The sequence below is a fragment of the Streptomyces sp. NPDC004031 genome (assembly GCF_053604375.1).
Window position 1 is genome coordinate 36662 of record NZ_JBSGHL010000009.1, and the last position, 24608, is coordinate 61269.

The 24608-nt window shown below is 72.7% G+C and carries 18 protein-coding genes; 14 read left to right on the forward strand and 4 right to left on the reverse strand.

What is annotated here, in order from left to right:
* Window positions 1–92: 92 nt before the first annotated feature.
* The 3 genes from ACWERV_RS07740 to ACWERV_RS07750 all read left to right on the forward strand — a co-directional run bounded on the left by ACWERV_RS07740 (window position 93) and on the right by ACWERV_RS07750 (window position 5289).
* A complete protein-coding gene (locus ACWERV_RS07740; RefSeq protein ID WP_452930096.1) occupies window positions 93–1730 on the forward strand; it encodes a prenyltransferase/squalene oxidase repeat-containing protein in 1638 nt (545 codons plus the stop codon).
* 114 nt (window positions 1731–1844) lie between these two features.
* Window positions 1845–3935: an MMPL family transporter gene (locus ACWERV_RS07745; RefSeq protein ID WP_452930099.1), complete on the forward strand. Its 2091-nt coding sequence runs from the start codon at window positions 1845–1847 to the stop codon at window positions 3933–3935.
* Between the two features lie 121 nt (window positions 3936–4056).
* A complete protein-coding gene (locus ACWERV_RS07750; protein WP_452930102.1) occupies window positions 4057–5289 on the forward strand; it encodes an AfsR/SARP family transcriptional regulator in 1233 nt (410 codons plus the stop codon).
* Window positions 5290–5309: 20 nt separating this feature from the next.
* Here the strand turns inward: ACWERV_RS07750 and ACWERV_RS07755 are convergent, their stop codons facing one another.
* The gene (locus tag ACWERV_RS07755; protein WP_398187330.1) at window positions 5310–5837 is read right to left on the reverse strand and encodes a methylated-DNA--[protein]-cysteine S-methyltransferase; all 528 of its coding nucleotides are present in this window, start codon (window positions 5835–5837) and stop codon (window positions 5310–5312) included.
* Window positions 5838–5977: 140 nt separating this feature from the next.
* On the opposite strand from ACWERV_RS07755, the gene uvrB reads away from it, so the two are divergent.
* The 7 genes from uvrB (at window position 5978) to ACWERV_RS07790 (ending at window position 15718) form a co-directional block, all read left to right on the forward strand.
* Entirely contained in the window at window positions 5978–8080 is a 2103-nt protein-coding gene (uvrB, locus tag ACWERV_RS07760) for an excinuclease ABC subunit UvrB (RefSeq protein WP_398187332.1), read from the forward strand.
* Between the two features lie 120 nt (window positions 8081–8200).
* Window positions 8201–8779, forward strand: coding sequence for a TerD family protein (locus ACWERV_RS07765; protein WP_398187644.1), 579 nt, complete (start codon window positions 8201–8203; stop codon window positions 8777–8779).
* 118 nt (window positions 8780–8897) lie between these two features.
* Window positions 8898–10871: a TerD family protein gene (locus ACWERV_RS07770; protein ID WP_452930107.1), complete on the forward strand. Its 1974-nt coding sequence runs from the start codon at window positions 8898–8900 to the stop codon at window positions 10869–10871.
* A 138-nt stretch (window positions 10872–11009) separates the two neighbouring features.
* A complete protein-coding gene (locus ACWERV_RS07775) occupies window positions 11010–12071 on the forward strand; it encodes a TerC family protein (protein ID WP_452930110.1) in 1062 nt (353 codons plus the stop codon).
* A 76-nt stretch (window positions 12072–12147) separates the two neighbouring features.
* Window positions 12148–13155: a cytochrome c oxidase assembly protein gene (locus ACWERV_RS07780; protein WP_452930113.1), complete on the forward strand. Its 1008-nt coding sequence runs from the start codon at window positions 12148–12150 to the stop codon at window positions 13153–13155.
* Window positions 13156–13325: 170 nt separating this feature from the next.
* The gene (locus ACWERV_RS07785) at window positions 13326–14123 is read left to right on the forward strand and encodes a serine/threonine protein kinase (RefSeq protein WP_452930116.1); all 798 of its coding nucleotides are present in this window, start codon (window positions 13326–13328) and stop codon (window positions 14121–14123) included.
* A 2-nt stretch (window positions 14124–14125) separates the two neighbouring features.
* On the forward strand, window positions 14126–15718 hold the full coding sequence (locus ACWERV_RS07790) for a protein kinase domain-containing protein (protein WP_452930119.1): 1593 nt from the start codon (window positions 14126–14128) through the stop codon (window positions 15716–15718).
* Here ACWERV_RS07790 and ACWERV_RS07795 read toward each other — a convergent pair.
* The 3 genes from ACWERV_RS07795 to ACWERV_RS07805 form a co-directional block, all read right to left on the reverse strand.
* Window positions 15699–16061 (reverse strand): hypothetical protein, encoded by a 363-nt coding sequence (locus ACWERV_RS07795; RefSeq protein WP_452930121.1) that lies wholly within the window; start codon window positions 16059–16061, stop codon window positions 15699–15701. The two genes, ACWERV_RS07790 and ACWERV_RS07795, sit on opposite strands and share 20 nt — an antisense overlap.
* A gap of 204 nt (window positions 16062–16265) precedes the next feature.
* Window positions 16266–16922, reverse strand: coding sequence for an MBL fold metallo-hydrolase (locus tag ACWERV_RS07800; protein WP_452930124.1), 657 nt, complete (start codon window positions 16920–16922; stop codon window positions 16266–16268).
* A gap of 4 nt (window positions 16923–16926) precedes the next feature.
* The gene (locus ACWERV_RS07805; RefSeq protein WP_452930127.1) at window positions 16927–17661 is read right to left on the reverse strand and encodes a maleylpyruvate isomerase family mycothiol-dependent enzyme; all 735 of its coding nucleotides are present in this window, start codon (window positions 17659–17661) and stop codon (window positions 16927–16929) included.
* A gap of 278 nt (window positions 17662–17939) precedes the next feature.
* On the opposite strand from ACWERV_RS07805, the gene uvrA reads away from it, so the two are divergent.
* The 4 genes from uvrA to rapZ all read left to right on the forward strand — a co-directional run bounded on the left by uvrA (window position 17940) and on the right by rapZ (window position 24606).
* Window positions 17940–20945: an excinuclease ABC subunit UvrA gene (gene uvrA / locus ACWERV_RS07810; RefSeq protein WP_452930130.1), complete on the forward strand. Its 3006-nt coding sequence runs from the start codon at window positions 17940–17942 to the stop codon at window positions 20943–20945.
* Entirely contained in the window at window positions 20945–21376 is a 432-nt protein-coding gene (locus ACWERV_RS07815; RefSeq protein ID WP_452930132.1) for a Rieske (2Fe-2S) protein, read from the forward strand. The genes uvrA and ACWERV_RS07815 overlap by 1 nt, the downstream gene beginning before the upstream one ends.
* A gap of 96 nt (window positions 21377–21472) precedes the next feature.
* Window positions 21473–23599, forward strand: a complete 2127-nt coding sequence (gene uvrC / locus ACWERV_RS07820; protein WP_452930135.1) for an excinuclease ABC subunit UvrC — start codon at window positions 21473–21475, stop codon at window positions 23597–23599.
* Between the two features lie 104 nt (window positions 23600–23703).
* On the forward strand, window positions 23704–24606 hold the full coding sequence (rapZ, locus tag ACWERV_RS07825; protein WP_398187647.1) for an RNase adapter RapZ: 903 nt from the start codon (window positions 23704–23706) through the stop codon (window positions 24604–24606).
* Window positions 24607–24608 lie beyond the last annotated feature (2 nt).

The window sequence follows — 24608 nt, forward strand, 5'->3', positions numbered from 1 at the left end:
CCGCCACGGAGGACACCTCCCGCGGGGCCGGGCCCCACCCCCGTCCCCCCGGCCCACCCACCGGCTCGGTCCGGCCCAGACAGGAGCACTCCATGAAGATTGCCGACCTCGCGCGCCCGACCCCGCTGCAACTGCCGGACGGGATCGACGCGGACGAGGTGCGCACCGCCGCCGCCCGGCTCACCGCGCACATCAGCGGCAGAACCGACCCCGACGGCGCGATACGCGAGCACTGCGAGAGCAGAGTGCTCGAATCGGCCCTCGCACTCTCCCTCATGACCCGCACCGGCCACACCTCGCCCGCCCGCGACCGCCTGCTCGGCTACCTGCGCGGGCACCAGGAGTCGCCGGACCGGCTGGAGACGGTGCTCGCCTCGCTGGCCCTCGCCCGCGCCGCCGGACGCGACGCCGACGGCGACAGCACCCTCGTCGACACCCTCGCGGCCGGTGTCCTCGCCGCCGCCCCCGGCTTCATCTCCGTCCGCCGCCGGCTCATGGTCTACGCCGTGCTCTCCGTGCTCGGCTGCCCGCTGCCCGCCGACGCCGAACTCCCCGGCGGCGGCGCCGTCCCCACCGACCCGCTGCACTCCTGGGCCGCCGTGCAGCAGGCCTCCATCACGCTGATCATCGCCCACGCGATGGGCGTGCACGACCGCTCCACCGACGCCGCCCTGCAGACCCTGCTCGCCACCGACCCCGGCGCCGCGGTGTGGGAGGGCTACGCCCTCATGCACCTGCTCGTGCTCAACGCGCTCGCCGGGGTGCCCGGCCACGAGGAGACCGTGCGCCGCGGTCTGGAGACCCTGCTGCGCCACCAGCGCCCCGACGGCGGCTTCCCGTTCGTGCTGGAGATGCACAACTGGTGCACCTCCACCGGCGGTCTCGCCCTGCACGCGGCCGGCGCCGACCCCGCGCTGCTGCGCCGGATGGCCGGCATGCTCGCCACCCACCAGGGCGGCGCCGCGCACGCCACGCTGTCGCGCGGCAACACCCTCACCGACGGCTGGTCGATGTCCCCGATCGTCGCGCAGAACGACGTCGACGACACCTCCTGCGCGCTGGAGTTCCTCCAGGCCGTCGACCCCGTCACGCACGCCGGGTCGATCCGCCGGGGCGTGGACGCGCTGCTCGCCGTCCAGGGCGCCGACGGTGGCTTCCCGACGTACGTCGCCGGGGCCTCCTCCGAGCCGTGCATGACCGCCGCCGCTGTCTGCGCGCTCTCCCCGCACCCCGCGACCGAGGCGGCCCGCACCAGGGCGCTCGCCTTCCTCGCCGGGGTCCAGGACGCCGACGGCGGCTTCGAGCCCGGCTGGAGCCGCAGCCGGCTGCACAGCCTCTTCCGGGTCCGCCTCGCCGCCTGCACCGCGAGCCCCGACGACATCCGCGCCGCCGCGATGGCCGCCCGCATCGAGCAGACCGTCCGCGCCACGCAGAACGCCGACGGCGGCTGGGGCATGCAGCCCGGCGACCCCAGCGACGACATCAGCACCGCCTACGGCCTGATCACCCTGAGCTACGCCGACGACCCGCGCCCCGTCGGCCGCGGCATGCGCTGGCTGCTGGAACGGCAGAAGGCCGACGGCGGCTACGCCGGCCCGCCCGACATGGTCGGCCCCCGCCCCTTCGCCTACCACTTCCCGCTGCTCACCGACATTCCCGTGCTGCTCGCCTATGGGCACTTCCGCGCCCGGGTACTGGATCCGCGAAGCGAGCTTCAGGGAGTGCGGTGACGGGCCGAGCCCCGTCCGGGATCCTGACATGTGATCAGGGACGCCCGGCACCCTGAGAAATCCGACGCCCCCACAGAACACGGAGGAACCGGCATGATGCGAAAACTGGCCGCCTTGCCCAGCGGAAGGGTGGGCAAGTGGGTGGTCATCGCCATCTGGGTCGTCCTGCTGGTTCCCGCGATGATGCTGGCCGGCAAGCTCTCCGACGCCGAGCAGAACGACAACTCCGCCTGGCTGCCCGGCAACGCGGAGTCCACCGCGGTCGTCGACCGGGTGGAGAAACTGATACCCGCCGACGCCGTGCCCGCGATCGTCATCTACGACCGCGCGGCCGGCGTCACGGACGCCGACATGGCCAAGGCGCAGGCCGACGCCCAGGCCTTCCAGCACATCGCCAACGTGCAGGGCCCGCTCTCCGAGCCGGTGAGGTCCGACGACGGCAAGGCCATCCAGACCGTCGTCCAGGTCCACAAGGACAAGTCCGGCTGGGACGGCCTGAGCAAGGTCGTCGACTCGATGCAGGACATCGGAGCCAAGAACCCCGACGGCCTCGGCTTCCACGTCGCCGGACCCGTCGGCTACGGCGCCGACTCCATCAAGGCCTTCGGCGGCAGCGGCGTGCTCACCACCATCACCGCGCTCGTCGTCGTCATCATCCTGCTGCTCACCTACCGCAGCCCCTGGCTGCCCCTGCTGCCGCTGCTGACCGTCGGCGTGGCCCTGGTCGCGGCCGAGGGCCTGATCTACCTGCTCGCCCAGCACGCCGGACTGGTCATCAACAAACAGACCAGCTTCATCCTCGTCGTGCTCATCTTCGGCGCGGGCACCGACTACGCGCTGCTGCTCATCTCCCGCTACCGGGAGGAGCTGACCCGCGAGGAGGACCGGCACAAGGCCATGGCCGAGGCGCTCTACCGCTCCGGCCCGGCGATCGTCGCGAGCGCCGCGACCGTCTCCATCAGCCTGCTGCTGCTCATGCTCGCCCGGCTCAACTCCACCGCGGGCATGGGCCCGGCCTGCGCCATCAGCGTCGCCGTCGGGCTGCTCGCCATGATCACCCTGCTGCCCGCGCTGCTCGTGGCGTGCGGGCGCTGGGTCTTCTGGCCCAAGAAGCCCGTCTTCGGCGCCGACGCCGTGCACAAGGACGGCGTGTGGGCCCGGATCGGCACCAGCATCTCCGGCCGCCCGCGGCTGGTGTGGACCGGCACCGTCGTGGTGCTGCTCGCGCTGTGCGCCGGGATCTTCGGGCTCAAGGCCTCGGGCCTGGCCAACAAGGACCAGTTCACGAACAAGCCGCAGATGGCGGTGGGCGAGCAGTTGCGCGCCGAGCACTTCCCCGCGGGCAACGGCGACCCCGTCTACGTCGCCGCGAACTCCGCCGCCGCCGGGCACGTCAAGGACGTGGTCGCCGCGGTGCCCGGCGTCGCCCAGGTCGGCGACCCCTTCGCCAAGGGCGACCAGGCGGTGCTGCTCGCCGACCTCAAGGACGAGGCCAGCAGCGACGCGGCACTGGCCACCCTGGACCGGATCCGCACCGCCGTGCACCGCATCGACGGCGCGGACGCGCAGGTCGGCGGCAGCACCGCGATCATGGCGGACACCGAGAACGCCGCGACCCGCGACGACAAGGTCGTCATCCCGCTCGTGCTGGCCGTGGTGCTGCTCATCCTGTGCCTGCTGCTGCGCTCGATCGTCGCCCCGCTGCTGCTGATGGGCACCGTGCTGCTGTCGTTCGGCGCGACCCTCGGCGTCAGCAGCCTGGTGTTCAACCACCTCTTCCACTTCGCCGGGGCGGACGCGTCCTACCCGCTGCTGGCGTTCGTGTTCCTGGTGGCGCTCGGCATCGACTACAACATCTTCCTCGTCACCCGCATCCGCGAGGACGCGACGACGCTCGGCACCCGCAAGGCCGCGCTGAGCGCCCTGTCCACCACCGGCGGCGTCATCACCTCGGCCGGGGTGGTGCTGGCCGGCACCTTCGGGGCCATGGGCTCGCTGACCATGGTCTTCGCCGCCGAACTGGGCTTCACGGTGGCGTTCGGGGTGCTGCTGGACACCCTCGTGGTCCGCTCCGTGCTGGTCACCGCGCTCACCCTGGACACCGGCCGGTGGATGTGGTGGCCCAGCGCGCTCTTCCACCGCCGCGACGAGGCCCAGCCCGCCGAGGGCGACGCCGGCCAGGTTCCCTCGCTCAGCGGCCGGTGAGCGACACCCCCCGCCCGGAGTCCCGGCGCGCGCCCCGCGGCGCGCGCCGGGCCCCGCGGCGGGGGCATCCGCATGCGCAGTCCGGGGCATGCCCGGACACGGACCTACGGGGGCTGACTCCATGCGTGCAGAGACGATGGACGGAGAAATCCGCCGCGGCACCGCGGTCGCCGACGCGACCACCGGCAGCGCGCAGCGCATCGCGGAACTCGAACGCGAGGTCCGGGAACTCCGCCGCGCCAACGAGACGCTGAAGAGCTACGTCAGCAAGGCGCTGGAGCTGGACATCCTGCCGCGGCAGCGGGACGGGCGCGGGAGCGCAGCGGATCCCTTCGCGGACCCCTTCGCGGGCGGCGGAGCCGGTACGGCCGCGGCCCCCGGCGGCGGGGGAGCGGACCGCGCCGGGACGTCTCCCGGGGCGACCGGCTTCGCCCCCTCCGGATTCCCCGGTGGGCCGGACCTGCCGGGCCTGGCCGACCTGCGCGGTGTGCCGGGACTGCCCGGCCTGCCCGGCACCGCGGCCGCCGCCGGGGGCCGCATGGCGTGGCCCGGCGCCGGAGCCACCGGCAAGGTCGAGTTCCGGGTGCTCGGCCCCATCGAGGCGGCCGTCGGCGGCCGCTGGGTGGATCTGGGCGCGCCCAAGCAGCGCGCCGCCCTCGCCCTGCTGGTGAGCCAGGTCGGCCAGCCGGTCTCGGTCGATGTGATGGTGGAGTCCCTGTGGTCGGGCCGCCCGCCGCAGTCGGCGATCACCTCGCTGCACGCGTACATCGCCAACCTGCGCCGTGCCCTGGAACCCCACCGGGCCCCGCGCACCCCCGCCTCCGTGCTGTGCACCCGGGGGCGCAGCTACCTGCTCGACAGCCGGGCCGTCGAGGTCGACGCCCACCGCTTCGGGGAATGCGCCACCGCCGGCTGGCAGGCCCTGGACCGCGGCGAGCCGCAGCGGGCGCTGCGCGAGTTCGAGACGGGCCTCGCCCTGTGGCGGGGCGACGCCTACGCGGAGGTCGCGACGGCCGCGCCCGTCACACCCGAGGCCGTACGCCTGGAGGAGCTGCGGCTGTCGATGATCGAGGGCCGCAGCGCGACCCTGATCGCGCTCGGCAACCACGAGCTGGCGGTGCCCGAGCTGGTGGCCTTCACGCAGGGCCACCCCTTGCGCGAGTACGGCTGCGAGCTGCTGAGCCTCGCCCTCTACCGCGCCGGACGGCAGGCCGACGCGCTGTCGGTGCTGCGGGCGCACCAGCAGCGCATGGTGGAGGACCTGGGCATCTCGCCGAGCCCGGCACTCCAGCACCTGGAGCTGGAGATCCTCCGCCAGGCCCCGGAGCTGCGGGCCCCCGGCCGCGTCCAGTAGCCCCCGCCGGGCGCCGGGCGTCAGAAGAGCGGCGCGGGCAGCACACCTTCGAGGGCCAGCAGCGCGCGCTTGATCTCCAGGCCGCCGCCGAAGCCGCCTATGCCGCCGTCGCTCTCCACCACCCGGTGGCAGGGCACGACGACGGGCAGCGGGTTGGCCCCCATCGCGACACCGACCGCGCGCGCGGCGTCCGGCTCGCCGACCCGGTCGGCCAGGTCCCCGTAGCCGACCACCGCCCCGTACGGCACCCCGGTGGCCAGCTCGCGCAGCACCCGCCGCTGGAAGCCGGTGACCAGCGACCAGTCCAGCGGCAGGTCGAAGCCCGTGCGGCGCCCGGCGAAGTAGTCGTCGAGCTGCGCGGCGACCGGCGCCAGCCGCTCCGCGTCCTCGACGGGCTCGCAGCCGAGCCGCCGCCCGGCCGCCGCGACGGCCCGCGCGACCGTCGCCTGGTCGGCCCGGAAGGCGACCAGGACCAGGCCCTCTTCGGTGGCCATCAGCAGCAGCGGCCCGATGGGGGCGTCGTACACCGTCCACGCAGCGCTCGTCATGCGGCCAGCCTAGAGGCGGGGTACGACAGCCGGGTCCCGGCAGCGGTCCCCGCCCTGGTCGGGACGCCGTCCCGGGCCGCCGAGAGGGGCCAGGACCGCGTCCGCGGCCGATTGTCGGTGGGGGGTCGTACCGTGGACCCATGCGGCCCGTTTCAGACATCGAACGCAGTGTGGCGCCCTTCGAGGTCGTCAGCCCCTACCAGCCCAGCGGCGACCAGCCGGCGGCCATCGACGCCCTGGAGCGCCGGATCCGGGCCGGCGAGCAGGACGTGGTGCTCCTCGGTGCGACGGGCACGGGCAAGTCCGCCACGACTGCCTGGATGATCGAGCGGCTCCAGCGCCCCACCCTGGTGATGGCGCCGAACAAGACCCTCGCCGCCCAGCTCGCGAACGAGTTCCGCGAGCTGCTGCCGAACAACGCGGTCGAGTACTTCGTCTCGTACTACGACTACTACCAGCCCGAGGCCTACGTCCCGCAGACGGACACCTACATCGAGAAGGACTCCTCGATCAACGAGGAGGTCGAAAGGCTCCGGCACTCCGCCACCAGCTCCCTGCTGACCCGGCGGGACGTCGTCGTGGTCGCCTCGGTGTCCTGCATCTACGGCCTCGGCACCCCGCAGGAGTACGTCGACCGCATGGTCCGGCTGCGCGTGGGGGACGTGGTGGACCGCGACCAGCTGCTGCGCCGCTTCGTCGACGTGCAGTACACGCGCAACGACCTGGCGTTCACCCGCGGCACCTTCCGGGTGCGCGGCGACACGATCGAGATCTTCCCGGTCTACGAGCAGCTCGCGGTGCGCATCGAGATGTTCGGCGACGAGATCGAGGCCCTCTACACCCTGCACCCGCTGACCGGCGAGGTCATCACCGAGGACCAGGAGATCTACGTCTTCCCCGCCACCCACTACGTGGCCGGTCCCGAGCGGATGGAACGCGCCATCGCCGGTATCGAGAAGGAGCTGGAGGGCCAGCTCGCGCAGATGGAGAAGCAGGGCAAGCTGCTGGAGGCCCAGCGGCTGCGGATGCGCACCACGTACGACATCGAGATGATGCGGCAGATCGGCACCTGCTCCGGCATCGAGAACTACTCGCGGCACATCGACGGCCGCGAGCAGGGCAGCGCCCCCGACACCCTCATCGACTACTTCCCGGAGGACTTCCTCCTGGTCATCGACGAGTCGCACGTCACCGTGCCGCAGATCGGCGCGATGTACGAGGGCGACGCGTCGCGCAAGCGCACCCTGGTCGACCACGGCTTCCGGCTGCCGTCCGCGCTGGACAACCGCCCGCTGAAGTGGGAGGAGTTCCTGAAGCGGGTCGGCCAGACCGTCTACCTGTCGGCGACCCCCGGCACGTACGAGATGTCCCGTGCCACGGACGGGGTGGTCGAGCAGATCATCCGGCCGACCGGTCTGGTCGACCCCGAGGTCGTCGTCAAGCCCACCGAGGGCCAGATCGACGACCTGGTCCACGAGATCCGGCTGCGCACCGAGCGGGACGAACGCGTGTTGGTCACCACGCTGACCAAGAAGATGTCCGAGGACCTCACGGACTACCTGCTGGAGCTCGGCATCCAGGTGCGCTACCTGCACAGCGACATCGACACGCTGCGCCGCGTCGAACTGCTCCAGGAGCTGCGGGCCGGTGAGTACGACGTGCTGGTCGGCATCAACCTGCTGCGCGAGGGCCTGGACCTGCCCGAGGTGTCCCTGGTGGCGATCCTGGACGCCGACAAGGAGGGCTTCCTGCGGTCCGGCACGTCCCTGATCCAGACCATCGGCCGCGCGGCCCGCAACGTGTCCGGCCAGGTCCACATGTACGCCGACCGCGTCACACCGGGCATGGAACGGGCGATCGACGAGACCAACCGCCGCCGCGCCAAGCAGATCGCGTACAACACCGAGCGCGGGGTGGATCCGCAGCCGCTGCGCAAGAAGATCGCCGGCATCCTCGACTCCTTCGCCCGGGAGGACGCCGACACCGACGAGCTGCTCGGCTCCGGACGGCAGCGCTCGCGCGGCAAGGCGCCGGTGCCGGGCCTGTCCGGCGGCAAGGGCGGCGAGAAGCACACCAAGGGCGCGCTGCCCGCCGAGGAGCTGGCCGACCTGATCTCCCAGCTGACCGACCAGATGCACACCGCGGCCGCCGAGCTGCAGTTCGAGGTCGCCGCCCGGATCCGGGACGAACTGGGCGATCTGAAGAAGGAACTGCGCCAGATGCGGGATGCCGGAATGGCCTGAGTGGGGTGGGAATCGCCGCGCTGGGAGGGCTCGGACGAACCGGGATACGGTCGGGCGGCGTCTTGTTAGGGTGCGGGGCAACAACCGCACAGTCAGGTGACGGGTGAGAGGGGCAAGACCGTGACGGTCAACATGACCAAGGGCCAGAAGATCAGCCTGAGCAAGTCCGACGGGGGCTCGTTGACGGCGGTCAGGATGGGGCTGGGCTGGCAGGCGGCGCCGCGTCGCGGGCTGTTCGGAAGCCGTACCCGGGAGATCGACCTGGACGCCTCCGCGGTGCTCTTCGCCGACAAGCAGCCGGTCGACGTGGTGTTCTTCCAGCACCTGATCAGTGACGACGGCTCGGTCCGGCACACCGGTGACAACCTGGTCGGCGGCGCGGGGCAGGGCGGCGACGACGAGTCGATCATCGTCGACCTGGCGCGCGTGCCCGTGCACGTCGACCAGATCGTCTTCACCGTGAACTCCTTCACCGGCCAGACCTTCGCCGAGGTGCAGAACGCGTTCTGCCGGCTGGTGGACGAGACCAACGGGCAGGAGCTGGCCCGCTACACGCTGACCGGCGGCGGCCCGTACACCGCGCAGATCATGGCGAAGGTGCAGCGCGGGCAGGGCGGCTGGTCGATGACCGCGATCGGCAACCCCGCCAACGGGCGGACGTTCCAGGACCTCATCCCGGCCATCCTTCCGGCGCTCTGACGGCACGTCCGGGTCCCCGTGGGAGGGCGGCCCGGACGTACCGGTGAGGGGCGGGGCAGGTGCCCGCGGCCTTGCGGGCCGGGGCAGTTCACTACACAGGAAGACGGGGGCGGCGGTCATGACGGCCGAACTGGTCCGGGGGCAGAACCATCCGCTGCCCGACAACCGGCTGGAGATCCGGGTCACGGCAGGCACACCGGTGGTGGCCGCCGTCACGCTCGGGGACGGGGCCGGGCGCGTCATCGCCGACCGGCCGTGGCTCGCCCACCCCGGCGAGCCGCACCTGGAGGGCGTCGAGGTGCCGCGGCAGGCCGCCGCGGAGCACCGCCTCGCGGTGGACCTCGGCGCGATGCCGCCGTCCGTGCACGTGGTGCACGTACTGCTCGCGCTGCCCGGCGCCGCCGCCCGCCCGGCCGCGCCCGCCGACTTCGGCGCCGCGCCCACCCCGCGGCTCGCCGTCACCCGGCCGGACGGCACCGCCATCGCCGGCTTCAGCATCACCGGGCTCGGCCCGGAGACCGCGCTGCTGGCCGTCGAGCTGTACCGGCGGCAGGCGGCGTGGAAGGTCAGGGCCGTCGGCCAGGGCTACCGGGGCGGGCTGCCCGCGCTCTTCCTGGACCAGGGGGTGCCGGACGCGGCGGGTGTCGCGGGCACCATCCACACCGCGGTGGACCGCGAGCAGGCCCGCTCCGTCGCCCCGCCGCCGCCCGCCGCGGGACCGCGCGGCGGTGCGGCCCGGCCGGGCGGTACGGCAGGGACCGCGGATCCCTCCGGTCCTTCCGCGGCCCCCGGTCCTTCCGCGGCCTCGGGCTCCTCCGGCTCCTCGGGCTCCTCCGGCGGCAAGGTCGACTACAGCCACCCGCGGCGCCGTGCCGCCCAGCCGCAGCAGCCGCCCGCCGCGCCGCCGCGCCCGGCCGCGGCCCCCGCCGCGGGGCCGGTGCCGCAGCCGCGGTCCGGCGGGCAGGCGCCGCCGCCCCCGCCCGCGAACGCACCGCACGTGCCGGTGGCCGGGGACGCGCCGGGGCGCTCGATGGAGGAGCGGCTCTACAACCAGGTCTGGGGCATGTTCGAGGACCTGGCGCGGTCGGTGGCCGCCTACCGCAGTGCCGCCGACTTCGCGCAGTCCCGCCTGGAGCAGGAGCTGGACCGGCTGCTGGCCGACCCGCGCACTCGTGGCGGCCCGGCGGCCGAAGCGGCGCGCGAGGAGGCGCAGGCCCGGCAGACCGCGCTGATCGACCAGGCCAGGGAGGTGCTGGACCGGGATCTCGCGCAGCTCGCCGCGGAGGTCGAGGCCGTCGATCCGGCGCTGCCGCCGGAGTTCGCGGGCTGGGAGAATCCCGCCTGGCACGCCTACCGGGTGCCGGAGCGGCTGCCGCTCGCCGTGCGGCTGGGCAGTCTGAGCCTGCCCGAGGTGCCGGATCTGCGCATTCCGCTGCTGTCCCGGCTGCCGCTGGAGCGGGGGTTGTGGATCGACGGCGCGGAGAACCGCAGGGCGGCGATGGACACCGCGGTGTCGATCGCGGCCCGGCTGCTGGCCTCGCACCCGGTCGGCAGCTTCGCGGTGCACGCGCTGGACCCGGCCGGTTCCGGCGCCGCCGCCTTCGCCCCGCTGTACGCGGGCGGGGCGCTGGTGCTGCCGCCGCCCGCCGCGGGCGTGGCGGGGGTGAGCGGGCTGCTGACCCGGCTCACCGAGCGGGTCGACCTGATCCAGATGGCCCGCAGGGGCGGGGTGGCCGACGAGCTGCCGCCCGGCTTCGACACCGCGGAGCAGCTGCTGATCGTCAACGAGTTCCCGTACGGCTTCGACGACCGGTCGGTCAACCAGTTGCGCTACCTCGCCGACGAGGGCCCCTCGGCCGGGGTGCATCTGCTGGTGGTGGCCGACCGGGAGGACGCGTCGGCGTACGGTCCGGTGCTCGATCCGATGTGGCGCGCGCTGCTGCGGCTGACCCCGCTGCCCAGCGACCACCTGTGCGATCCGTGGGTGGGCCACGCCTGGACGTACGAGCCCGCGATGGTGCCGCCGGGCAGTCGGGTGCTCACGGACGTGCTCGGGAGGGTTGCTGCCGCTCGCCCGGCATATGGCCCCTGACCTGGGCACTTGGTGATCTGTTTACCATTTCTTGGGTATTCGTGTACGGTTCTTTGACGTGCCGCTTTCCGCGGTACCTGTGGTGTCCCCGGACGCTACGGGTATCGCGAGCCGGCAATCCATCCCGTCGGAGGACCTGTGGACGTCTCCCTCGCCCTCTGGGTGCTGACCATCGCCGGCCTGTGCGCGCTCATCGGCGCGGACTTCCTGATCGGCCGCAAACCCCATGACGTGACCATCCGCGAGGCCGGTCTGTGGACCGCCGTCTGGGTGGTCCTCGCCGGACTCTTCGGCCTCGGCCTGCTGCTCTTCAGCGGCGGGCAGCCCGCCGGGGAGTTCTTCGCCGGATACATCACCGAGAAGTCGCTCAGCGTCGACAACCTCTTCGTCTTCGTCCTGATCATGGGCAAGTTCGCGGTGCCCTCGCAGTACCAGCAGCGGGTGCTGCTGGTCGGTGTGCTCATAGCGCTGGTGCTGCGCGCGGCCTTCATCGCCGCCGGAGCCACGCTCGTGGCGAGCTTCTCGTGGATCTTCTTCCTCTTCGGCGCCTTCCTGATCTGGACGGCGTGGAAGCTGATCGCCGAGGCCAGAGCCGGTTCCGGCGCCGCGTCCGGCAGCGGCGCCGACCCGGACGCGGGGGAGGAGGAGTACGAGGAGAACCGGCTGCTGAAGGCGGTCGAGAAGCGCGTCCCCGCGACCGACCGCTACCACGGCACCCGCCTGGTCGTCACCGAGGGCGGCAAGCGCCTGATCACTCCGATGCTCGTGGTGATGCTCGCCATCGGCACCACGGACGTGCTCTTCGCCCTGGACTCGATCCCGGCGATCTTCGGGCTCACCCAGGACGCCTACATCGTCTTCACCGCCAACGCCTTCGCGCTGATGGGCCTGCGGCAGCTGTACTTCCTGATCGGCGGGCTGCTCAAGAAGCTCGTGCACCTGTCCTACGGGCTGTCGGTGATCCTCGGCTTCATCGGCGTCAAACTGCTGCTGCACGCGCTGCACGAGCAGGGGGTGCACGTCCCGGAGATCTCGGTGCCGGTCTCGCTGGCCGTCATCGTCGGCGTCCTGGCCGTGACCACCGCGACCAGTCTGCTGGCCTCGCGGCGCACCGCCCGGGAAGCCGCCGCCGCACCCGGGGCGCGGGAGGGGAGCGGCGACACGCCCGCCACCCCCTCCGACCGGCGGATAGACGCCTGACCGCCGCCCTGCCCGCCGCCCGCCGTCCCCCGGGGTCTACCGTGACCCCGGTGGCGGACGGCGGAAAGGTACGGATGTGGCGAATTCCCAGGCGCTCCCGGAGCTGACCGGGGCGCGGTACCTGGACGCCTGGCAGCTCGACGGCATCGCGCTCGCCGTCGTCGTGCTGCTCGGCGCCGGTTACGCCTACGGGGTGCGCCGCCGACTGTGCGCGGGGGAGCGGTGGCCGCTGTGGCGGACCGCCGCCTTCTACGTCCTGGGCCTGGGCACCCTCGTCGTCGCGACGATGTCCTCGCTGGCCGTCTACGACCGGGTGCTCTTCTGGCCCGCGGCCGTGCAGAACATCCTGCTGGACCTCTTCGCGCCGCTGGGCCTCGCGCTCGGCGACCCGCTCGGCCTGGCCGACCCGGGCGGGCGGCTGCACCGCGCCTTCTCCTCCCGGCCGGTGCGCGCGCTCACCTACCCGCTGGTCAGCTCGCTGCTGGTGCTCGCCTCCGAGCTGACCATCTACTTCACGCCCTACTTCGCCACCGCGCTGGGCAACCCGGCGGTGCGGCAGCTCATGCATCTGCAACTGCTGCTCACCGGCAGCCTCTTCGTACTGCCCATGCTCAGCCGCCAGGAACTCCTGCCACGCTGGTGCTCGCACCCGGTGCGGGCCGCGCTCGTCTTCCTCGACGGGCTCTTCGACTCGGTGCCCGGCATCGTCGTGATGACCAGCGGCAGCCTGATCGCCGGCCACTGGTACACCGCGCACCCGCGCACCTGGGGCCCCAGCCTGGAGCACGACCAGATGCTCGGCGGCGGGCTGATGCTGACGCTCGCCGAACTCGTCGGTCTGCCCTTCATCCTGCTGGTCTTCCTGGAGTGGTGGCGCGCCGAACGCCTCAAGACCGCCGAACTGGACGCCCGCCTGGACCGCGAGGCCCTCGCAGCGGCGGCCCCCGCCCCCGCGGCCGCACCCTCTCCCAAGGCTTCGCCCGAGGTCACCCCCGCGCCGCCCCCGGCCGTCCCCGAGATGACCAGGCCCTGGTGGGAGACCGACCAGGGCGAGGTCGGCGAGCGGATGCGCCGCCGCCGCTGACTCGCCGACCCGCGGTCGCGCGGCCGTTCGACCGGTCACCCGGACAGCCCAGCGGGTTCCCCCGGGCGAGTGAACTCCCGGCCCATCGGCCCTCCTCCCGCAACTACGCTCCGGCGTTTCTCGTCACTCACAGTGAAGATCGCTGATCGAGTGAACGAACGGGGTGGGTCGTGGACACCGTCATCGTGCAGCTGCCCGAGGTGCGCGGGTTGCGGCAGCCCGAGCCGTGCGGGCCACCGCGGCTGCTGAGACTGGGACCCGGGCAGACCGCCGACTTCGGCCGCGGCGCCCCCGGCCGCCCGGTCCCGATCCGGCTCACCGACCCCGGGGTCTCCCGCTGCGCCGGGCAGATCACCGCCGCCGAGGACTACTGGCGGCTGTCCAACTACAGCCGCACCGCCACCTATGTGGTGGAGAACCTCGAAGGCGCCGGCGAGCACATCAAGGTCGCCCCCGGACGGCTGGGCGCGCCCGTCCCCTTCGAGTTCTCCCGGGTCGTCCTGCCCTCCGAGGGTGCCGACGCCGGCTTCAAGGTCTTCGCCCCCCAGCACGCCTACCGCGACGACCCCGGCACCGACCCCGCGGCCGGCGACCACACCGTCACCCCCTTCGCCCTCGACCCGACCGCGAAGTACTTCCTCGTCCTGCTCGCCCTGTGCGAGCCGAGGCTCCGCAACCCCTCGACCGGCGCCGTCCCGCGCGTCGGCGACGTCCTGGACCGGCTGCGCCCGCTCCCCTCCTGCCACGACCTCACCCGCTCCGCCGTCAACTACCACATCGGCTATCTCGCCACGACCAAGCTCCGGCTCGGCGACGAGACGGCCGACCCCGAGGCCCCCGACACCCTCGCCGGCGGGAAACGCGCCGAACTCATCGCCTTCGCCCTGCGCTTCGACCTCGTCCGCGAGGAGCACCTGACCCTCCTCCCGTCCCGCACGGCCCCCCGCCGTCCCGCCGGAACGGCCTGACCATGCACCAGCACCCCGCCGACGTCCCCCAGGGCTACCGGATCGGCGACTGGACCGTCACCGGCCTCATCGGCTCCGGCAGTTGGGGCAGCGTCTACACCGCCGAGGGCCCGGACGGCACCCCGGTCGCCGTCAAACTCCTCGGCACTGCCCTGCTCACCCCCGGCCAGCAGGCCTCGATGGCCGACCTGGTCCGCCGCGAGGTGCGCTTCAGCCTGGCCGCGCGCCACCCGCACCTGATCCGCACCCGCGAAGCCGTCATCGTCCACGACCCGGCCCACCCCGCGCTCGACGGCTGCACCGCCCTGGTCATGGACCGCGCCACCGGCAGCGTCCAGGACCTCCTCGCCGCGCCCGGCCCCCCGCCGCCCGTGCCCCCGCCCGCAGGCCCCCGCGTGGACGCCCACCGGATCCTGCGCGGCGTGGCCGACGGGCTCGCCTACCTGCACGGGCTGGGCTGGCTGCACGGTGACCTCAAGCCCGCCAACATCCTGCTCGGCCCGCGCGGCGAGGTGTGGCTCGCCGACTTCGGCCTGACCGCCGAACTGGACGGCACCCACGCCTACGTCCCGCCCATGGGCACCCTCGACCACCTGCCCCCGGAGTGGTGGTCCGCCCGCACCGGCAGCCAGGGCACCGCCGTCCGGCCCAGCGCCGACATCTGGGCCTACGGCGTGCTCGCCCACGAGGTGCTGTGCGGCGGACTGCACCCCTTCCCCGGCGCCACCGCCCGCGCCCGCGCGCTGGCCGCCCAGTCCTACGCCCGCGGCGCGGCGCCGCTGCGGCTCGACTCCTCCCTTCCCGACGACTGGCGCCGCCTCGTCACCGACTGCCTGGCCCCCGACCACGCCCGCCGCGCCGGTCTGACCGCCACCCTGCTCACCGAGCGCGTCGCCGCGCTGACCGCCGGACCCGTCCCCGCCCCCGGCCGGACCGCACCGCCCCGCCCGGCCCGGCGCCGGATCCGGCGGGCCGCCGCCGCGGCGAGCGGGCTGCTCCTCGCCTCGGGCGCCGCCGCCGGACTGCTGTCGGCGGAGCACGGCCACTCCGCCCACGCCCCCGCGGCCCGGCCGGACGGCACCCGCGCGGCGCCGGTCGCCCCCCTCGCCGACGCGCTGCCCGCCGGCTCCGACGTCCCTGTCACCCTGCGCCCCGCGATCGACCAGGCCACCCGGCTGTGCGTGCAGCCCGAAGTGACTCCCGCCCTGGTCGCCGCGATGCTCAAGGCGGAGAGCGGCTTCGACGTCCACGCCCGCCGGCCGGCCACCGACGAGTACGGGGTGGCGATGTGGACGCCCCGGGTCTTCGCCTCCTGGGCCGTCGACGGCGACCTCGACGGCACCAAGGACTACATGTCGCCGCCGGACGCCATCGCGACCATGGGCGTGTACCTGTGCTGGATCGACCAGCAGCTCAAGCAGCGCGGTATGCGCGGCGATCTCCCCTCGTGGATCGCCGCTTCCTACCGCACCAGCGTCCGGACCGTCCTCGACGCGGGAGGGGTGCCCGCCCGGCTGCGGCCGTACGTCGACAAGGTCCGCCGCTTCATGGCCGACTACGCACCGCGCGCCGCCGCTACGGGCGGTCCAGGGTGATGGAGTTGACCGGGGTGAGGTCGGCGCGCACCCCGGTCTGCGGGGCGATGTCGTAGGTGCAGTTCGCCCCGTCGTAGCCGAGGCACAGATGGGCGTGGGCGCCGCCCGTCTGGTTGTTGAGCACCCAGTGCCAGCCGAGCTGGTTGCTCAGGTTGTGGGCGCCGTAGCTGTAGTAGACGGCCGTCGGCGTCTGCGCCGGGGCGTCCTGGCCGTAGACGCACACGGCCCCGGAGGGGCAGCCGTCCCACGAGTCGCCTGCGGGCTGCGCCTGGGCGATGCCGCCCGTCGCGGCCACGCTCGCCGCGAACACCAGGGCCGTGATCGCCTTCGTGATCTTCCGCATGATGTGCTCCTTCTCCGATGGCTGGTCCGTCCAGCCATCAGAAAAGTAGCCACCGTCGAGCACGCTCCGCTCCTGACGGATGACAGGGTGTAGCGGAAGCCGCTTCGTGCTTCGCGCGCGCCCGCACACCCGCCCGCGGGAAGCGGGAAGCGGGAAGGCGGGAAGGGGGGAAGGGGGCGGATCAGGCGCGGCGGTCGCCCGGCGTCACCAGCCGCGCTCGCGCCACTCCGCCAGGTGCGGGCGCTCGGCGCCGAGCGTGGTGTCGTTGCCGTGGCCGGGGTAGACCCAGGCCTCGTCCGGCAGCGGGCCGAAGACCTTCTCCGTCACGTCGTCGAGGAGCGAGGTGAAGGCCACCGTGTCCCCGAAGGTGTTGCCGACGCCGCCGGGGAAGAGGCAGTCGCCGGTGAAGACGTGCGGGTGGCCGTGCGGGTCGTCGTAGACCAGCGCGATGCTGCCCGGGGTGTGGCCCACGATGTGGCGCGCGGTCAGGGTGATCCGGCCGACCGTCACCGTGTCGCCGTCGTCCACGAGCACGTCGGTCGGGACCGGGATGCCGTCCGCGTCCTCCCGGCCCGCGTAGGTACGCGCCCCGGTCGCGTCCACGACCTCGCGCAGCGCCTGCCAGTGGTCCTGGTGCCGGTGGGTGGTCACCACCGAGGCGAGGCCGTCCTCGCCGACCAGGTTCAGCAGTGTCGCGGGCTCCGCGGCCGCGTCGATCAGCAGCTGCTCGCCGGTCGCCCGGCAGCGCAGCAGATATGCGTTGTTCTCCATCGCGCCGACCGCGACCTTGCTGATGATGAGGTCGGTCAGTTCGTGCGCGTCGGCGGGTCCGCCCACCGTCACCTGTCCGCTGTAGGCCATGGCGTCAGCCTAGCGGTGGCAGCACCGGCAGGGCGTGTCCGGCGGGGCTCACGTCGAGCTTCTCGCCGGTGCCGCGCCCGCTGACCCACGCCAGCAGCGCGCGGGCCGGGCCCGCCACCGTCAGCTCCGGCTCCGCGGCGGCGCCCAGGTCCCATGTGGCGCCGGAGCCGGTGTCGCGCAGCCGTACCGCGGCCACCCCCTCGTGCGCCGCGAGCCGGTCGACGACATAGGCCAGCTCGCGGTCGGCGAAGTCGGCGGGCAGGTCGTCCGTGCCGGGGCCGGCGTCCAGGTCGACGTGGTGCATCCGCACCTCCACCAGTCGCAGCCAGGGCACCTCGGCCGCCGCGACGACCCGGCCCGAGCGCATCGTGACCTGCGCCGCCCAGCCGGCCGGGGGCATCCCGGCGGCGGCCGCGGCGAACCGGTCGGCCGATGCGCGCAGGTCGGCGAGCTGCTCCTCGGGGCTCCTGGCGGCGCCCGCCTCGATGTCGCGGTCGCGGGTGGCGGCGTCGGTGTACATCGGGGTCTCCTCGCCCGTCCGCGCCCATGTGAGCAGGTTCACCAGCGCGTCGGCGTTGCGGGCGACGTGGGCCAGGACGTGGCCGCGGGTCCAGCCGGGCAGCAGCGAGGGCCTTGCGAGGTCCTCCGCGGACAGCCCGGCAGCGGTGTCGAGCAGCTCGGAGGTGGCCGCGGCCACCTCGGCCGCATCGCGCTCGGGATCGGGTCGTTGGACGGTCACGGGCGCTCCAGGGGGTCGGCGTCGTCGGGCGGCGTTGTCAGTGGTGTCGTGCAGGCTTGGGGTACGGCATCAGGTTTCCGTATGCCCCGGGGAGTGGGCGGCGATGTCCGCCACACGATCGGGTGAACCTGCCGGCACGAGCCCGTAAATCGAATGCACGTGCTATATGGTCGGTGTGTCGCAACCTCCGCGACAGGAAGAAATGCCGTGGGCTCCCCGTTTAGGCTGACTGGGGGGTGACGACTCTCCCCCCGTTTCTAGGAAAGGTGCGCACTGGCGTGGCCGATCGACTCATCGTCCGTGGCGCTCGCGAGCACAACCTGAAGAACGTCTCGCTGGAGCTGCCCCGGGACTCGCTCATCGTGTTCACCGGGCTGTCCGGCTCCGGCAAGTCCTCGCTCGCCTTCGACACGATCTTCGCCGAGGGCCAGCGCCGCTACGTGGAGTCACTGTCGTCCTACGCCCGGCAGTTCCTCGGCCAGATGGACAAGCCCGACGTCGACTTCATCGAAGGCCTGTCACCGGCCGTCTCGATCGACCAGAAGTCGACGTCGCGCAACCCGCGGTCCACCGTCGGCACCATCACCGAGGTCTACGACTACCTCCGGCTGCTCTTCGCCCGGATCGGCAAGCCGCACTGCCCCGAGTGCGGGCGCCCGATCTCCCGGCAGTCGCCGCAGGCGATCGTCGACAAGGTGCTGGAGCTGGAGGAGGGCAGCCGTTTCCAGGTGCTCTCCCCGCTGGTGCGCGAGCGCAAGGGCGAGTTCGTCGACCTCTTCGGCGATCTGCAGACCAAGGGCTACAGTCGGGCCCGGGTGGACGGCACGACCGTCCAGCTGACCGACCCGCCGAAGCTCAAGAAGCAGGAGAAGCACACCATCGAGGTGGTCGTCGACCGCCTCACGGTCAAGGACTCCGCCAAGCGCCGGCTCACCGACTCCGTGGAGACCGCCCTCGGCCTGTCCGGCGGCATGGTCATCCTGGACTTCGTCGACCTGCCGGAGGACGACCCGCAGCGCGAGCGGATGTTCTCCGAGCACCTGTACTGCCCGTACGACGATCTGTCCTTCGAGGAGCTGGAGCCGCGCTCCTTCTCCTTCAACTCGCCCTTCGGCGCCTGCCCCGACTGCACCGGCATCGGCTCCCGTATGGAGGTCGACCCGGAGCTGGTCGTCCCGGACGACCAGAAGACGCTCCAGGAAGGCGCCATCGCGCCCTGGACCGGCGGCATGTCCAAGGGCTACTTCGAGCGCCTGGTCGACGGACTGGCCTCCGAGCTGGGCTTCCGCACCGACATCCCGTTCGCCGGGCTGCCCGCGCGCGCCAAGAAGGCGCTGCTCCACGGCCACAAATCGGAGATCCGCGTCGCGTACAAGAACCGGTACGGCCGCGAGCGCGCCTACAACGCGCATTTCGAGGGCGCCATCCCGTTCGTCAAGCGCCGCCACCAGGACTCCGAGAGCGACTCCAGCCGGGAGCGCTTCGAGGGCTACATGCGCGAGGTGCCCTGCCCGACCTGTCAGGGCAGCCGGCTCAAGCCGATCGTGCTGGCCGTCACCGTGCAGGACAGGTCCATCGCCGACGTCTCGGCGATGTCGATCAGCGACTGCGCGGACTTCCTCGGCGCCATGAAGCTCGACGCGCGCGACCGCAAGATCGCCGAGCGGGTGCTCAAGGAGGTCAACGAGCGGCTGCGCTTCCTGGTCGACGTCGGCCTGGACTACCTCTCGCTCAACCGCGCGGCCGGCACCCTGTCCGGCGGCGAGGCGCAGCGCATCCGGCTCGCCACCCAGATCGGCTCCGGCCTGGTCGGCGTGCTCTACGTGCTGGACGAGCCGTCCATCGGCCTGCACCAGCGCGACAACCACCGGCTGATCGAGACCCTGGTCCGGCTGCGCGACCTGGGCAACACGCTCATCGTCGTGGAGCACGACGAGGACACCATCAAGACCGCCGACTGGGTCGTCGACATCGGCCCCGGCGCCGGTGAGCACGGCGGCAAGGTCGTCCACTCCGGCTCCCTCAAGGAGCTGCTGGGCAACGACGAGTCGCTCACCGGGCAGTACCTGGCGGGCAAGCGGGTCATCCCGACGCCCGACGTGCGCCGCCCGATCGACCGCAAGCGGCAGCTGACGGTGCACGGCGCGCGCGAGCACAACCTCCAGGACATCGACGTGTCCTTCCCGCTGGGTGTGCTCACCGCCGTTACGGGCGTGTCCGGCTCCGGCAAGTCCACGCTGGTCAACGACATCCTCTACACCCACCTGGCGCGCGAGCTGAACGGCGCGCGCAGCGTCCCCGGCCGCCACACCCGGGTCGACGGCGACGACCAGGTGGACAAGGTCGTGCATGTCGACCAGTCGCCCATCGGCCGCACCCCGCGGTCCAACCCGGCGACGTACACCGGGGTGTTCGACCACGTCAGGCGGCTGTTCGCGGAGACGATGGAGGCGAAGGTGCGCGGCTATCTGCCGGGCCGCTTCTCCTTCAACGTCAAGGGCGGCCGCTGCGAGAACTGCGCGGGCGACGGCACCATCAAGATCGAGATGAACTTCCTGCCGGACGTGTACGTGCCCTGCGAGGTCTGCCACGGCGCGCGCTACAACCGGGAGACCCTGGAGGTGCACTACAAGGGCAAGTCCATCGCCGAGGTGCTGGACATGCCCATCGAAGAGGCGCTGGACTTCTTCGAGGCGGTACCGGCCATCGCCCGCCACCTGCGCACCCTCAATGACGTCGGCCTCGGCTACGTCCGGCTCGGCCAGTCCGCGCCGACGCTGTCCGGCGGTGAGGCGCAGCGCGTCAAGCTCGCCTCCGAGCTGCAGAAGCGCTCGACCGGCCGTACGGTCTACGTCCTGGACGAGCCCACCACCGGCCTGCACTTCGAGGACATCAGCAAGCTCATCAAGGTGCTCTCCGGACTGGTCGACAAGGGCAACTCGGTGGTCGTCATCGAGCACAACCTGGACGTCATCAAGACGGCCGACTGGGTCATCGACATGGGCCCCGAGGGCGGCAGCGGCGGTGGCCTGGTCATCGCCGAGGGCACCCCCGAGCAGGTCGCCGCCGTCCCGGCCAGCCACACCGGCAAGTTCCTGCGGGACGTGCTGGGCGCCGACCGGGTCAGCGACGCGGCCGTGCCCCAGCCCAGGAAGCGCGCCGCGGCCAAGAGCACGGCGGCCAAGGGTGCAGCGACCAAGGGCACGGCCGCGAAGAGCACCGCCGCCAAGTCCACGGCGGCGAAGAAGGCTCCCGCGGCCCGCAAGAGGGCGGCCAAGGCCTGATGAGCACCGAACAGCCGGCGCCCTGCCGCCGTACGGTCCTGCGCGGGGCGGCCCTCGCCGGGGCCGCCGGCGCGGCCGGTATCGGCCTGGCGGCGTGCGGCGGCAAGACCGGCTCCGCCTCCGGGCCCACCACGCCGGTGGCGCTCGGCCCGTCCGGTGACGTACCGGTCGGCGGCGCCAAGCTCTACCGCGAGGACCGGGTGGTGGTCTCGCAGCCGCAGCAGGGCACCTTCAAGGCGTTCAGCGCGGTGTGCACGCACGCGGGCTGCGTGGTGGACCGGGTGGAGGGCACGACGGTGTCCTGCCCCTGCCACGGCAGCCAGTTCGACGCAGAGACCGGGGCCGTGGTCCAGGGCCCGGCGACCAGACCGCTGCCCGCCGTCCACCTGACGGTGGCGGGCGGCACGATCACCGCGGGACCCGCGAGCTGACCGGCGGTCCGGCCCGCTCCCGGAATCCGGATCGCACGGTTCCGGGAGCCCGAGCCTGACCCCGGTCGGCGGCATCCCGCCAGTAGGGTGGGAGCCATGGCAGACCCCAGCAGCTACCGACCGAAGCCGGGCCAGATCCCCGACTCTCCCGGGGTCTACAAATTCCGGGACGAGCACGGCCGGGTGATCTACGTCGGCAAGGCGAAGAGCCTGCGCCAGCGGCTGTCCTCGTACTTCCAGGACATCACCAACCTGCACCAGCGCACCGCCACCATGGTCACCACGGCGGCGTCGGTGGAGTGGACGGTCGTCTCCACCGAGGTGGAGGCGCTGCAGCTCGAATACTCCTGGATCAAGGAGTTCGACCCGCGCTTCAACGTCAAATACCGTGACGACAAGAGCTATCCGTCGCTCGCCGTCACCATGAACGAGGACTTCCCGCGCGTCCAGGTCATGCGCGGCCCCAAGCGCAAGGGTGTGCGCTACTTCGGCCCGTACGCGCACGCGTGGGCGATCCGCGAGACCGTGGACCTGCTGCTGCGGGTCTTCCCCGTCCGCACCTGCTCCGCCGGGGTGTTCAAGCGCTCCGCGCAGATCGGCCGGCCCTGCCTGCTCGGCTACATCGGCAAGTGCTCCGCGCCCTGCGTCGGCCGGATCAGCCCCGCCGAGCACCGCGAACTGGCCGAGGAGTTCTGCGACTTCATGGCCGGCCACACCGGCACGTACACCCGCCGGCTGGAGCAGCGGATGAAGGACGCCGCCGCGGAGATGGAGTACGAGCAGGCGGCCCGGCTGCGCGACGACCTGGAGGCGCTGCGGCGCGCCATGGAGAAGAACGCGGTCGTGCTCGCCGACGCCACCGACGCCGACCTGATCGCCGTCGCCGAGGACGACCTGGAAGCGGCCGTGCAGATCTTCCACGTCCGCGGCGGCCGGGTGCGCGGCCAGCGCGGCTGGGTCACCGACAAGGTCGAGGCGGTCGACACCGCGGATCTGGTCGAGCACGCCCTCCAGCAGCTCTACGGCGAGGAGAGCGGTGACGCGAGCCGGTCCGGCGGCAGCGGTGGCGTGCCCAAGGAGGTGCTGGTCCCGGTGCTGCCGAGCCCCGTGGAGCCGCTGGCCCAGTGGCTCGCCGACCGGCGCGGTTCGCATGTGAGCCTGCGGATCCCGCAGCGCGGCGACAAGAAGGACCTGATGACCACCGTGCAGCGCAACGCGCAGCAGGCGCTGGCGCTGCACAAGACCCGGCGCGCCTCGGACCTGACCACCCGGTCGCGCGCGCTGGAGGAGATCGCCGCGGCGCTGGACCTGGACACCGCGCCGCTGCGCATCGAGTGCTACGACATCAGCCACCTCCAGGGTGAGGACGTGGTGGCCTCGATGGTGGTCTTCGAGGACGGGCTCGCCCGCAAGAGCGAGTACCGCCGCTTCCAGATCAAGTCCTTCGCGGGACAGGACGACGTCCGCTCCATGCACGAGGTGATCTCCCGGCGTTTCCGCCGCTACCTCCAGGAGCGGCAGAAGACCGGCGAGTGGGAGCCCGACCAGCCGCAGGACGCGGACGCGGCGGCGAACGGCGAGCCGGACGCAGCGGAAGGGCACACCGAGGGCGGCGGCGAGCAGCCCGCCGGGCCCATCGACCCGGACACCGGCCGCCCGCGCAAGTTCGCCTACCCGCCGCAGCTCGTCGTCGTCGACGGCGGCAAGCCGCAGGTCGCCGCCGCCCGCCGGGCGCTGGACGAGCTGGGCATAGCCGACGTCTTCGTGTGCGGCCTGGCCAAGCGCCTGGAGGAGGTCTGGGTCCCGGACGACGAGGACCCGGTCATCCTGCCGCGCAGCAGCGAGGGCCTCTACCTGCTCCAGCGGGTCCGTGACGAGGCCCACCGCTTCGCCATCACCTACCAGCGCAGCAAGCGCACCAAGACGCTCAAGGCCGGCGCCCTCGACCAGGTGCCGGGTCTGGGCGAGACCCGCAAGCAGGCGCTGCTGAAGCACTTCGGGTCGCTCAAGCGGCTGCGCGCGGCGACGGTGGAGGAGATCTGCCAGGTCCCGGGGATCGGCCGCCGTACGGCGGAGACGGTCGCCGGGGCGCTGGCGACCGCGGCCCCGGCCGCACCCGCGGTGAACACCGCGACCGGAGAGATCATCGAAGACGACGGCGGCCCGGCCGACGGCACCCAACCGGTGCCGTCCGGGCGCGACCCACGGGGGAAGAGCACATGAGCGAGCAGGACGCAGAGCAGGACGCAGAGCGGGAAACCGGCCAGAAAACCGACCAGGAAACCGACCAGGGCCCCGAGCCGGGCCCCGAGAAGGACGCAGCGCGTATGACCAGCACCGCACCGGGCGAGGCCGGCCAGCCGGCCCAGGCGATCCCGGAACTGGTGATCATCTCCGGGATGTCCGGAGCCGGCCGCAGCACCGCGGCCAAGTGCCTGGAGGACCTCGGCTGGTTCGTGGTGGACAACCTGCCGCCCGCCCTCATCCCGACCATGGTCGACCTCGGCGCCCGCTCGCAGGGCAACGTGGCGCGGATCGCGGTCGTCGTGGACGTCCGCGGCCGGCAGTTCTTCGACAACCTCCGCGAGTCGCTCGCCGACCTGGAGACCAAGCACGTCAAGCGCCGGGTGATCTTCCTGGAGGCCTCCGACGAGGCGCTCGTGCGGCGCTTCGAGTCGGTGCGCCGCCCGCACCCGCTGCAGGGCCAGGGCCGCATCGTGGACGGCATCAACGCCGAGCGCGACCTGCTGCGCGAGCTGCGCGGCGACGCCGACCTGGTGGTCGACACCTCCAGCCTCAACGTGCACGAACTGCGCGCGAAGCTCGACGCGCAGTTCGCCGGTGAGGAGGAGCAGGAACTCCGGGCCACCGTGATGTCGTTCGGATTCAAGTACGGCCTGCCCGTCGACGCCGACCTGGTGGTGGACTGCCGCTTCCTGCCGAACCCGCACTGGGTGCCGGAGCTGCGGCCCTTCACCGGGCTCAACGACGAGGTGGCGACGTATGTGTTCAACCAGCCGGGCGCCAAGGAGTTCCTCGACCGCTACGCCGAGCTGCTGCACATCATCGCCGCCGGTTACCGGCGTGAGGGCAAGCGGTACGTGACGATCGCGGTGGGCTGCACGGGCGGCAAGCACCGCAGCGTGGCGATGTCGGAACGGCTGGCCCAGCGGCTGGCGGCGGACGGAGTGGAGACGGTGACGGTGCATCGGGACATGGGGCGCGAGTGATC

What these genes read in the sequence shown, in the direction of transcription:
- ACWERV_RS07770 (WP_452930107.1), top strand. Translation starts at nt 8,898, where the DNA reads ATGACGGCCGAACTGGTCCGGGGGCAGAACCATCCGCTGCCCGACAAC.
- ACWERV_RS07800 (WP_452930124.1), bottom strand. Translation starts at nt 16,922, where the DNA reads ATGGCCTACAGCGGACAGGTGACGGTGGGCGGACCCGCCGACGCGCAC.
- ACWERV_RS07750 (WP_452930102.1), top strand. Translation starts at nt 4,057, where the DNA reads ATGCGTGCAGAGACGATGGACGGAGAAATCCGCCGCGGCACCGCGGTC.
- ACWERV_RS07790 (WP_452930119.1), top strand. Translation starts at nt 14,126, where the DNA reads ATGCACCAGCACCCCGCCGACGTCCCCCAGGGCTACCGGATCGGCGAC.
- ACWERV_RS07755 (WP_398187330.1), bottom strand. Translation starts at nt 5,837, where the DNA reads ATGACGAGCGCTGCGTGGACGGTGTACGACGCCCCCATCGGGCCGCTG.
- ACWERV_RS07740 (WP_452930096.1), top strand. Translation starts at nt 93, where the DNA reads ATGAAGATTGCCGACCTCGCGCGCCCGACCCCGCTGCAACTGCCGGAC.
- ACWERV_RS07795 (WP_452930121.1), bottom strand. Translation starts at nt 16,061, where the DNA reads ATGCGGAAGATCACGAAGGCGATCACGGCCCTGGTGTTCGCGGCGAGC.
- uvrB (WP_398187332.1), top strand. Translation starts at nt 5,978, where the DNA reads ATGCGGCCCGTTTCAGACATCGAACGCAGTGTGGCGCCCTTCGAGGTC.
- ACWERV_RS07815 (WP_452930132.1), top strand. Translation starts at nt 20,945, where the DNA reads ATGAGCACCGAACAGCCGGCGCCCTGCCGCCGTACGGTCCTGCGCGGG.
- rapZ (WP_398187647.1), top strand. Translation starts at nt 23,704, where the DNA reads ATGACCAGCACCGCACCGGGCGAGGCCGGCCAGCCGGCCCAGGCGATC.
- uvrC (WP_452930135.1), top strand. Translation starts at nt 21,473, where the DNA reads ATGGCAGACCCCAGCAGCTACCGACCGAAGCCGGGCCAGATCCCCGAC.